The organism is uncultured Porphyromonas sp. (genome assembly GCF_947254915.1).
Taxonomy (GTDB): Bacteria; Bacteroidota; Bacteroidia; order Bacteroidales; family Porphyromonadaceae; genus Porphyromonas.
Genome location: NZ_CAMYEZ010000073.1, coordinates 1 through 10,828, shown reverse-complemented (window position 1 = coordinate 10,828; position 10,828 = coordinate 1). Strand labels below are relative to the sequence as shown.

The following is a 10,828-nucleotide window of genomic DNA, read 5'->3' as shown; positions in this document are numbered from 1 at the left end:
AGAGACAACAAGAGGTGATGACAAGTAGGCATCCTAGTAGGCCTACGAATTGTGCGATTCCTATGTTTTGCTGTTTCATACGCTTAGTTTGTTTATTTTGGTTCTACTAGGATACCTTCCATTACTTTGGTTGATGTGATACTATGAAGGTAGTTGGGGCGCATTATTAATAAGCCCCAATAGAAATTGCTGTCAAGTCATCGCACTTTTCATTTCGTGACGATCTGAGGGAGTGACTTGCGCTCCTTGATGAGTCCAGCGTTAAAGGCTTTGAGGAGCTTCTCCAGATCATTCACCTGCTGCTGTAGCTCAGCACCCACATCGGTGTCGGCCACCAGCATGCGGTGTGTCGTACGCTCCGAGATGACCGTCACACTCTTGATATCCTCCATCAGCTCAACAGCACGGCGCATCGTCGTAAAGGGCTCGTGCTGCACCAGCTGCATACCTTGTGAATTATAGATCAAAGTATAGCCTGCAATGCCCGTACTGCTCTGATATGCTCGGCTAAAGCCTCCATCAATGATCATCAGCTTACCACCCGCAGCGATAGGTTTCTCGCCCTTGGCAACCTTGACAGGGACATGCCCATTGATCACGTGACAGTCTTCGCCCTCTAGCCCAAACTCACGGAGGATCATCTCGATCGTCTCTCGATCCTGGCGATACTTAAAGTAGTAGCCCTTGGTCTCCGTGTGCGTCTTTTTGTCCGCAACGAAGTAACGCTCGAAGGTAGTCATCGCAGACTTGTCAAAGAGTGGCGAGTCGGGACCGCACCAGAGGTAGAAGATGTAGTCCACAGCAGCCTCGTGCTTTGGATGACTATGCCTAGAGGGATGCGCTAGGCGCACCACACGATCTATCTCGTCAAGTAGGGCGCGACCGCGCAAGGGCTGCGAGTCGAGTACACGCACCGCCTTGAGCTGCCCCGAAGCATCGAGTGGCATCGAGGCGTGGTAGAGCAGATTGCCATTGCACACGAGGTACATACTACCGAGTCGATAGAAAGCGTCTATATGCGTATGAAGTCGCTCACTCGTAGCGAAGGAGCGACGCAACCGATCCATCACCTCCTCCTCTTGGGGCGTGAGACGATAGGGATCCTTCGGATCGATCGTGGGGAAGTTCATATCGAGCATCTCATGCACACCATAGTCTTCGTTGGGATTGGTATGTGAGAGATCGACCGTACCAGCCTCAAAGTCTATCTTGTGGAGTAGGTCACGCTCCTGCATCTGCCACTCAGGATGGCGAGCGATCAACTGATGCTCCAGCTTGAACTGAATAATGCTGATCGCCTTGTGCATCTGGCTAATCAGGTAAATGCCCTTCTCATCGTATGAAGCGTCTGAGTCGCCCAGCTTGGGCTTGAAGCAAGTGCACGGATCGTCCGCGTAGACCTCACTGGCTAAGCGGGAGAGTGGCATGAGATTGATCCCGTAACCATCCTCGATGGTGTCTAGATTAGCATAGCGCAGAGCGATACGTATGACACAGGCAATGCAGGCGTCATTGCCCGCAGCCGCGCCCATCCAGAGCATATCGTGATTGCCCCACTGTATATCCACATTGTGGTAGTCCAGCAGCGTATCCATGATATACTGAGCGCCAGGACCGCGGTCGTAGATGTCACCGACGATGTGGAGGCGGTCTATGACGAGACGCTTGATCGTCGCTGAGATAGCGCAGATGAAGTCCTCCGCCTTGCCCGTGGAGATGATTGTAGAGATAATGCTAGAGATGTAAGCCGACTTGTTGGGGTTGACTCCGTCCTCGTGTAGTAGCTCCTGAATGATGTAGCTATACTGAGGCGGTAGCGCCTTGCGCACCTTCGAGCGGGTGTACTTCTCCCCCACCTTACGGCACACCTTGATGAGGCGATTGAGCGTCACCTTATACCACTCCTCATCAATTTCGCCCGCCTCATGGAGCTGCTCCAGCTTAGCCTGAGGATAGTAGATCAGCGTAGCTAGCTCACGCATCTGCAGCTCCATCATCTGCCCTGCGAAAACCTCACGTATCTTACGCATCACGCTACCAGAGGCATTCTTCAGCACATGGTCAAAGGCTTCATGCTCACCGTGCACGTCTGCGAGAAAGTGCTCCGTGCCCTTCGGAAGGCTTAGGATCGCCTGCAGATTGATGATCTCTGTAGAGACCTCGGCAGAGTTGCGAAACTGATTGGAGAGGAGCTGGAGGTATCTCAAGTCATCCTTCGCAGCCTGTAGGTCAATCTTGTCTTGCATCATGTCTATACTATAGGTCTAGGTATATACCACGCCCCAAAGTTACTAAATAAAAGAAGACCGCACGCAGTGACACTATTTTTTGTCCTGAGCCTCACCTTATAGTCACCTCCACATCTCCGCTGATTCCGATATCTACCGAGAAATTTCCCGATAGCTCACGAGAAAACAAAAATTCCCCACGGAACCGGGAAATAAAAGTTCGGAAGAATGAAATGAAAGTTCGGAAGAAAGAAATCAAAGTTCCGAAGAATTTTCTCGTTCCTCACTAGATAATGAAAAATCTCCACGGAGGATGTGGTCAATTTCCTCCGTGGAGAGATTTTTGCTTCAGAAAAGGAACCTCGTGCGTCCCGCTCTGGAAGCGACTTTCAACCGTCTAATCAGTAATTGATGGGGACTCTTAGCTAGCTAAGCGTAGCTGTGCATCCCGCCGAGGAAGAAGTTAACCCCGAAGTAGGTGACCAGCACCGACACGAAGGCGATCAAGAGGTAGACGTGCAGGAATCTTTGCGAGCGGAAGCAGCGCAGCGACTCGCTGTGTAGTGGTAAGGCGTAGATGATGAGCGTGATGAGTGCCCACACCTCTTTAGGGTCCCAGCTCCAGTAGCGTCCCCACGAGACATTGGCCCAGACGGCTCCGATGAAGATACCGATAGCCAGCAGTGCGACCGCTGGATAGAGGAGCAGTCTACTGAGTGCCTCTAGGTGCGTCCCGATGGCAGGGCGACGTGACAGGATCAGCGCCATACAGCTATTGAGCATCATAAAGGCCAAGAGACTATACGCTATCATGATGACCAGCACATGGATGCTCAGTAGCGGCGAGTGAAGCACTGGCATCAGTGGAGTGATCTGCGGATTGCTCCCCCCGAAGGAGGCTACCAGGAGCGACAACCCGCCCATAAGTAGACCAAAGGGGATCAGCACACGATGCTTTCGTCCCGTGAGTATGGTCAGCAGGAGCACGATCCAGGCTAAGGCTTGCATCGTCTCAAAGCCATTGCTCAGGGGCACATATCCCGAGACGATCCAGCGCAGGATCACCATCAGAGTGAGGTAGAGCATGCTAGCGTAGAGGATACCCCAGAAGCCCCACTTGACCAGCGGAGGGTCTTGGAGTCGCCCCACGGAGAGCTGATAAGCGGTCCAGATGAAGAGCAAGATCCCGACGGTGGCGAGTATCTTGGCGAGAAGTCCTATAAAGGGCGAGAGCTGGTTGTAGTAGATCTCGGAGCGAAAGCGCATAGCCGAGGGACAGCTCTCACCGCCCTCCTTGAGTTGATACTGACGGAGCTTGACGAGGAAGTCTTGCGCCTCGTCCCATTCCTGCATGATAATCAGTTCGCTGAGGTAGTTAAAGCCCTTGCGCACGAATGTCCACTGATCTAGCGGCATCTCTGCGGGTAGATCAGTAGAGGCGGGATGGTACCAGGCGATACGACCGTGGCTCTGTACAGGAAAGATCGAGAGCGACTCGCCTAGCCCTAAGCTCTGTATCACCTGACACTTCTCATGCGCCTCAAAGAGCGCCTTGCGCCCAGGCTGGTCGGGGTGCTGTATGTAGTTGTCCAGCAGAGACTCTAGACGATAGTTGCCCTGGAGGTCAAAGAACTGACGATAGCTCACCCGCTGACCCTCGTAGCACTCGAGGAGCTTGCGGATGCTCCGATCTTTGATCCGTATCATCGGCTCATCGACCCAATTGTCGTAGTAAAAGATCCAGCCCGCCAAGACTTGCTCGGCCGAAAGTCCTCGGTAGCTACTGCGTCCATAGAGCTTCTCGGTAAACTCCTGAGCGTAGGTTCCTAGCGGACAAACACGATTATGATACAAGATGTACAGTTCGCCAAAGCTTTTCGCCACACTGGCTGGGATCGTCTTGGGGAGTGGTGTCGCAGGAGCTTTTGCCTCTGCCGAGAGCGTACCACCAGCGAGGAGTATCAGGAGCATCGCAACGGGAGAGACGAGTGCCTGCTTGAGAAGCTGCCTCACCCTATGACGGCGTGCGAACATGCCCCCTACGAGACTGATCGCTAGGAGCGCATAGCCTAGGTAAGAGATCGCTATACCCCACGGATCGTAAGCGATGGAGAGGATCGAGGAGGTCGTCTCTGGATCGTAGCCTGACTGGTAGAAGCGATAGAATCGATAACGGAAGATGCGATTCATCGAGACCGCACCACGGAGGCTCTGCGACCGCTCCCCGTCCTGAACGATGAGATTGCTCTGGTAGTCTAGCGGAAATTGGGTACCGGTGTAGTAGGTCAGATCAAAGCGCTCCAAAGCGACCTCAAAGGGGAGGGTCAACGTCTCTCCCTGATCGCTCTGATAGCGATCCGTGGGGGTGGCACCCTCCTGGAGCTTGATACGTCCATGTATAGCGGTCCAGCTGGTCAGTCCTGCGCCCAGCAAGATGACCAGCAGTGAGACGTGGATCATCCAAATCCAGAAGCGTCTGTAGAGCTTAGCCCGTAAGATGTAAATCAATCCAGCACAGGAGAGTAGCACCCACAAGATGGTAAAGAGCGGTGAGCCATACCAGTGCTCCTGCACGAAGGGCGTACCGTAAAGCTTTTCAACCACAGTGGCTGCCGCGAGGACAGCCACCGTGATGAGTAGTAGTATGAAAGGGAGCTTGCGCCACACCATATTTATATTGTATCTAGTGTGTGAAGCTATACAGCATTGATAAACTTGACAACCGCCTCACGATCCTGGCGATTGAGCTTGCGAAACTTTTCTACAGTAAAGCGAGCATCACTATTCTTAGCTCCATGCCACATGATCGCCTCAATCACATTGCGTGCACGGCAGTCGTGCAGACGATCTTGATGCCCTGAAGCCTTCTGGCTCAGACCACGTCCCCAGAGCGGTGTGGTACGGCACCAACCTGTGCGGATATCGTTTTGCATGTAGAGCCGGTGCTGGATCAGGTCGGTATAAGGCCAGATCTTTTGCTTGGGATAGCGAGGCATAGCCTTCTTGCCACCCTCGGTCAGACCATACACATCCACGACCACATCGTCGCCCGTAGTCCAAGAGGGACGGTGGCAAGTAGCACAACCTATCTCGGTGAAGAGCTGCTTACCACGCTGCACATCGGGGGAGTCTATATCTCTCGCAGCTGGCACCGCAAGACCACGTATCCACACCATCAGATCGTAGCAAGCCTGTGCGTTCATCTCAATGGGCAGGTCTGTAGCTGTAAAGAAGTCGTAGATATCCTTTTCCACATTGCCAGTCTTCTTGCGCTCTGGGAAGTATTTGTAGAACTGTGCCTGCACGTCGGGATCTTTGCTTGCCGTCCGTGCATAAGCCTCAGGTATGTAGAACTTACGAAACATAGGCGTGATGATGTTGGTCACCTCCCATAGGCTCACATTGGCAGAGAGCTTGGTGAAGTCGCACGCATAGTCAAAGCGCATCGGGTGCCCCGCAGCGTCTACCCCCGTAGGAGCGAAGTCGTTGCCTGCCCAAATGGCGGGATTGAGCGGTGTGTGCGGAGCCTCCTTGATATACTGCTGACGTATATCCTCGTCGCTGATCGCATCAAGCAGACCTGTACCATAGATACCGATAGTGGACTCAAGCGTGACAACGGCCTGATCAAGTGGAAATGGCTTGCCTTTCACCTCTAGTGGTGAGTAGAGAGCCTCTGCGGGCAGGTGTACCTCAGGGTAGATAAGATCGTAGGTCTCGCCATCGTCAAACTTATTGCCCCACTCGTCCGTATAGCTACGCCAGTCGATGGTCATCTTCTTTTCGTCAATCATCGGCTTGAACGGAGGTAGCGCAGCTGTCATAGGTACTAAGCCAAGAGATGTAGCTATATTCCCCTCCTTGTCAGTGACGATGATGAGACATCCATTGCCCATCTGCTCACTATTGTAGCGTGTGACGCGCCTACCATGTCCATAGCCTGGGTGACAAGCCTCACACGATGTGCGGTGATACAGCGGGCCTAGTCCCGTAAAGGTGAGACCAGGCACATCGCCAGCAGCGTGTGCTGTCTCAAAGCGACGCTCACCCTGCTTGAAGTTGGCATCTAGTCCAGCTAGTGCGATAGCCTCCGTGGGCTGCTCAAAGCAGGATGAGGTGTTGTTGAAGGTAGTGCCGAGCTCACCTCCACTGTAGTACTCCTCGCTAAGCGTCTGAGGAGTGTCCGTTCCACAATCCTGCTGACAAGCTGTCAGACAGGTGAGGATGAGTGCTAGTAGAGCTAGCTGTGTAGTTAAGTGCTTCATAGGGATAAAGTGATTTTTGGGGAATGTGTCTCCCCTCCCCCGACAGCTTATATCTATCATCATAATCTATTGCTCTGGCAAATGCTTGCTCAGGGGAGGGGTAGAAAGTGTGTAGTCCGAGGACTGTGCGTCTCTCTGCTAGGTAAAGCTAGCGGAGTTAGATAGACTCAATGAAGGTAACGACAGCCTTGCGCTCCTCCTTGCTGAGCTTGCGAAACTTCTCAATCGACTGTCTCGCATCGCTGTTCTTAGCACCGTGCCACATGATCGCCTCGATCACGGTACGCGCACGGCAGTCGTGTAGTCGGTCGCTAGCTCCTGTAGCCTTCATGCTGAGGCCACGGCCCCACAGCGGAGTGGTACGACACCAGCCTGTGCGGATGTTGTTCTTCATCTGTAGTTGGTGCTGGATCATGTCGGTGTATGGCCAGATCTTCTGATGCGGGTAGCGTGGTAGGAGATTGGTACGAGCACCGACGAAGAAGTTGTTCGGGTCACGGATCTTATCCTCGCCCGTAGTCCAGGTAGGACGGTGGCAGGTAGCGCACCCCATCTCCTCGAAGAGCTTCTTACCCTGTTGGAACTCTTTGCTATCCGCATCTCGTGCTGACGGGACGGCTAGTCCGCGGTGCCATACCATAAAGTTAATGTACTCCTCATCGGTCATATCGGCAGGGAGCTCGCTAGAGGTTAGGTAGTCGTAGATGTCCTTCTTGACATCCCCGCTCTTCCTCCACTCTGGATAATAGGAGTAAAACTTTGCCTGTACATCGGGGTCTTCGGAAGCGACCTTAGCATAGGCAGTAGTCATATAGTGGTAGCGACGATCGCTACGAGTTACGTTGGTGATGTTCCAGATAGCATTGGCTCCAGGACCATCCTGTATGCTACCACGTGTCAAGCCATAGGTGTAGCGGGGAAGGTACTTAGTGCCGTCGCCCTGCTTCTTATTGACGTAGTACCTAACGAAGTCGCCATTCTTCCACACAGTGGGGTTGAGGTTGGCGCCATGCTTTTCCTCAGTCTGATACTGAGCACGGAGGTCTTCGTCACTGATAGCATCAAGCAGACCCGTACCGTAGATACCGATGGTGCTCTCGAGACGAACGCGTAGATCGGAGTATGGGATGTCCTTGCCCTTGGCCTGTAGAGGTACATAGAAGGCATCCTCAGGAATGGTCACCTCTGGGTAAATGAGGTCGTAGGTCTCGCCATCGTCAAACTTATTGCCCCACTCATCCGTGTAGGGGAGCCAGGCTATCTTGATCTTACGCTCATCAAGTGGTGCCTTAAAGGGTGGCGCAGCTTGCGTCTGAGGCATACCTGTGAGGGAGGATAGGTAGTTATCGTTTTGGTCCGTGAGGACGAGTAGATAGCCGTTACCTATGATGTTTGAGTTGTACTCGGTCTGCCTAGCTCCATGACCATAGCCTGGGTGACAAGCGATACAACTAGCACGTAGCCACAAGGGGCCTAAGCCACGTAGCGGGAAGTTTGGATCAGTAGATGTGTCAAAGGGATTCTCGAAGAGGCGCTCCCCCCTCTTAAACCTAGCGACCAAACCGGCCTCCTCGACTGCAGGGGTAAACTGCTCGTAACAAGTGGCCGTGTTATTGAACGCGGTGCCTAGCTTTCCCCCGCTATAGTACTGCTCTTCGTATGGATTCGTTTCGCTTGAATCTGGACAGTCTGAGCTACATGCGCTCAGGAGAGCCAGACAGCCTATCAGGCTACATATGCTTAATACCTTGTTCATAACAACTTCCTCTAAAATACTATCATACATCTGCAGGGCTCCCCTAGGGATCCTGCAGATGGTATGACGGTTGGTTATTGATTACTTCTGTACAGCCTCAATAGCTGCATCGATCTTCTCAAGGAGCGCATTGCACGCATCGATGGCGGGCTTAGTAGCCTCCTTGGTTAGGTTATTGCGGAAGGGCGCAGGCATAGCAGCGACCGTCTTGATCGCATTGTCTATGGCAGAGCGGATCTCCTTGTCTAGCTCAGGATGATGCTGAGCCATGTAGCTAGCCATAGAGTGCTTGTGGGCAGTGCCGTCGAGAGAGCCGTAGTAAGCATTGCGGACGCTACGGAGGTTGTCTGTGAAGTCCTCAATAGAGTTCCAGCTGTACCAAGACTCCACGTCTAGGACGTTGCCAGAGTTGACAGGGTCGGTAATCTTCGTGTTACCCACCTCATCGGTTATATCGCTCGCACCTTGTAGGATCTGAACGAAGGCATCCTTCTGGCTCTTGTAGGTCGTATTGCCCTGCTCACCAGCGGCTATCATGATCTCACCGTAGTCCATTGTGGGGAGGAGTTCGGCATCCTCAAGGGTCTTCTTCTTAGCTGCGGTGATCTTGTCTACACCAGCCCAGCTAGCCTCTAGACGAGTAGCCTGACGAGCTAGATCCTCAGCGACGGCCGCATTGTAGATGCGCTCAGGCTCTGTAATCTCAGCGACCTTGCGAGGCTTACTATCTCTAAAGATCATGTACTCCACAGCGTGGAAGCCTAGTAGACCGTAGCCTAGAGAAGCGAAGCCCTTGGCATCAGCGCCTTCCTCCTTAAGCTCATCGAGGAGGTCTTTGTTCTGAAGGATGTTATCTAGCTGATTCTTCTGTAGAGGCCAAGAGTCAATGTGTGGATCGATATTGTAGTCGCCAGCCGCACCAAAGAGGATAGCCTCGCTTAGCTCCCAGTATGCACGTGCCTCAACCCACTTCGTGCAAGCCTTGTCGACCAGCTCTTGGGAGGGGCTCTTCATCAGCTCCTGGCAGATACCCGATAGCTCGATGGTATTGTCTGCTAGAGACTTGTAGGTGGGTACTACGACTCCGTGGACAAACTGCTCGAGGATAGCTGTCTGCTCTGGGTCGACCTGCTTTGTCTTTGGCTCGTCGCTCTCTTGACAAGAGACGAGGAGGATGCCCACGACTGAGAGAAGGAGCATCTTAAAGATGTAGGTATACTTATTCATAGTTAACTGTATTGTGTTGAATTATAAAAGCCTAGAAGTGAAACATACCAAAGTATGCGATGCCGAGGCTGACGGTCGGCTCATCGTTGAACTGCTTGTGTAGCATACGGTGACTATACTCAGCCTTGATGACGACCTCAGGGATCGGGTAGTAGTTGAGTCCGACGGTAAACTTCTGTCGCTCCCACTCCAGCTCGTCGGTCATACTGGGCACTACTTGAAACATGGAGTCGTAGTAATCATACCGTCCGAAGAGGTAAAGGCGCTGCTTGAGCTGACGAAGCTTGGCCGAAGCAGAGAAGAGGTCATAACCACCCTCCAGACCAGCAGCTAGAGCCGCCTTGGCGACACTATTCTTTGGCGAGGGGGAGTCCTTGCGGGTCGTACGGTTGGCCTTTGTGATCTCCATTGAGTCGCCTAGATGACCGTAGTCCACATTGCCTCGCAAGATGAGGTGCGGATTAGCATACTGAAAGTCAAAGGATCCGATGCAGACGAGACCCTTGATATGGTCATACTTGTTTGTCGCATTGAGCGTGTTGCGACCACTCGTCCCGACGTAACCACTCAGGCTAAGACGCAGATTGCGTACCGAGTAGTTGTCCACACGCATAGCGCAGGCATAGTTTGTCGCCATCTTAAACTCGTAGGGACTACCAGCCCCGCCATGGATCCAGTCCTTATTGTTAAAGCGGTCAGCATCTAGCCCAGCTATACCCATCACCTCATACCGCCAGTTCGGTAGTTTACCCCATAGGCCTATACCCGTCTCATGCCAGGTGCAGGGCAGGATCGTGTTCTCGCCCTCGGGGCGGTAGACCGTAAAGAACTCTGTCGGCATGTGATATGCGTTCGTTGCTCCGACTGGTACGACCATATGACCTATGCGCAGGTTGAGCGCTGGTGAGAAGCTCTTCTGTAGCCAAAACTGCTCGAGAGCCACCTCGCCACCACGCTCTATCTCAGACTCGTACTCGCCAGTCTCCTCCTCTTCGATCTCGACAGCACTCTCCGTGCCACCATGCTCAAACTCAATCTCAGAGCCTAGAGACCAACCATGCCCGAAGTCATAACCAACGAAGAAAACAACGTGTGGCAAGTCTACCTGACCGAAGCTACGAGCATCTTTGTAGAGCGCAGCATCGGTGTAGCGCTTGAAGTTATTACTGTAAAACATCCTCGATGCGACAGCCTCTCCATACCCACCGATGGTGAGCCGACGAGGAGCTGGTGCAGAGGTCTGTGACAAAGTGTCCACAGTCTGCGCCTCTGATAGCTGTACGGTACACAGTACGAGCCCACAGAGAAGATACGAAATGAATCGTTTCATATATTATTATAGAGTGTTTGAC

The 10,828-nt window shown here is 52.9% G+C and carries 6 protein-coding genes; all 6 read right to left on the bottom strand.

Annotated elements, in window-relative coordinates:
• Positions 1-209 precede the first annotated feature (209 nt).
• The 6 genes from Q0X57_RS05485 to Q0X57_RS05460 all read right to left on the bottom strand — a co-directional run bounded on the left by Q0X57_RS05485 (position 210) and on the right by Q0X57_RS05460 (position 10,806).
• Complete coding sequence (locus Q0X57_RS05485; protein ID WP_297728766.1) at positions 210-2,249, bottom strand: fructose-1,6-bisphosphatase; 2,040 nt, start codon at positions 2,247-2,249, stop codon at positions 210-212.
• A gap of 408 nt (positions 2,250-2,657) precedes the next feature.
• On the bottom strand, positions 2,658-4,898 hold the full coding sequence (gene ccsA, locus Q0X57_RS05480; protein ID WP_297728763.1) for a cytochrome c biogenesis protein CcsA: 2,241 nt from the start codon (positions 4,896-4,898) through the stop codon (positions 2,658-2,660).
• 26 nt (positions 4,899-4,924) lie between these two features.
• The gene (locus Q0X57_RS05475) at positions 4,925-6,493 is read right to left on the bottom strand and encodes a di-heme oxidoredictase family protein (RefSeq protein ID WP_297728760.1); all 1,569 of its coding nucleotides are present in this window, start codon (positions 6,491-6,493) and stop codon (positions 4,925-4,927) included.
• A 157-nt stretch (positions 6,494-6,650) separates the two neighbouring features.
• Complete coding sequence (locus tag Q0X57_RS05470; protein WP_297728757.1) at positions 6,651-8,249, bottom strand: di-heme oxidoredictase family protein; 1,599 nt, start codon at positions 8,247-8,249, stop codon at positions 6,651-6,653.
• Positions 8,250-8,330: 81 nt separating this feature from the next.
• Entirely contained in the window at positions 8,331-9,476 is a 1,146-nt protein-coding gene (locus Q0X57_RS05465) for an imelysin family protein (RefSeq protein WP_297728753.1), read from the bottom strand.
• A 31-nt stretch (positions 9,477-9,507) separates the two neighbouring features.
• Complete coding sequence (locus Q0X57_RS05460; RefSeq protein ID WP_297728750.1) at positions 9,508-10,806, bottom strand: hypothetical protein; 1,299 nt, start codon at positions 10,804-10,806, stop codon at positions 9,508-9,510.
• Positions 10,807-10,828 lie beyond the last annotated feature (22 nt).

Coding starts and splice junctions, on each gene's coding strand:
- Q0X57_RS05485 (WP_297728766.1), bottom strand. CDS start 2,249: ATGATGCAAGACAAGATTGACCTACAGGCTGCGAAGGATGACTTGAGA.
- ccsA (WP_297728763.1), bottom strand. CDS start 4,898: ATGGTGTGGCGCAAGCTCCCTTTCATACTACTACTCATCACGGTGGCT.
- Q0X57_RS05475 (WP_297728760.1), bottom strand. CDS start 6,493: ATGAAGCACTTAACTACACAGCTAGCTCTACTAGCACTCATCCTCACC.
- Q0X57_RS05470 (WP_297728757.1), bottom strand. CDS start 8,249: ATGAACAAGGTATTAAGCATATGTAGCCTGATAGGCTGTCTGGCTCTC.
- Q0X57_RS05465 (WP_297728753.1), bottom strand. CDS start 9,476: ATGAATAAGTATACCTACATCTTTAAGATGCTCCTTCTCTCAGTCGTG.
- Q0X57_RS05460 (WP_297728750.1), bottom strand. CDS start 10,806: ATGAAACGATTCATTTCGTATCTTCTCTGTGGGCTCGTACTGTGTACC.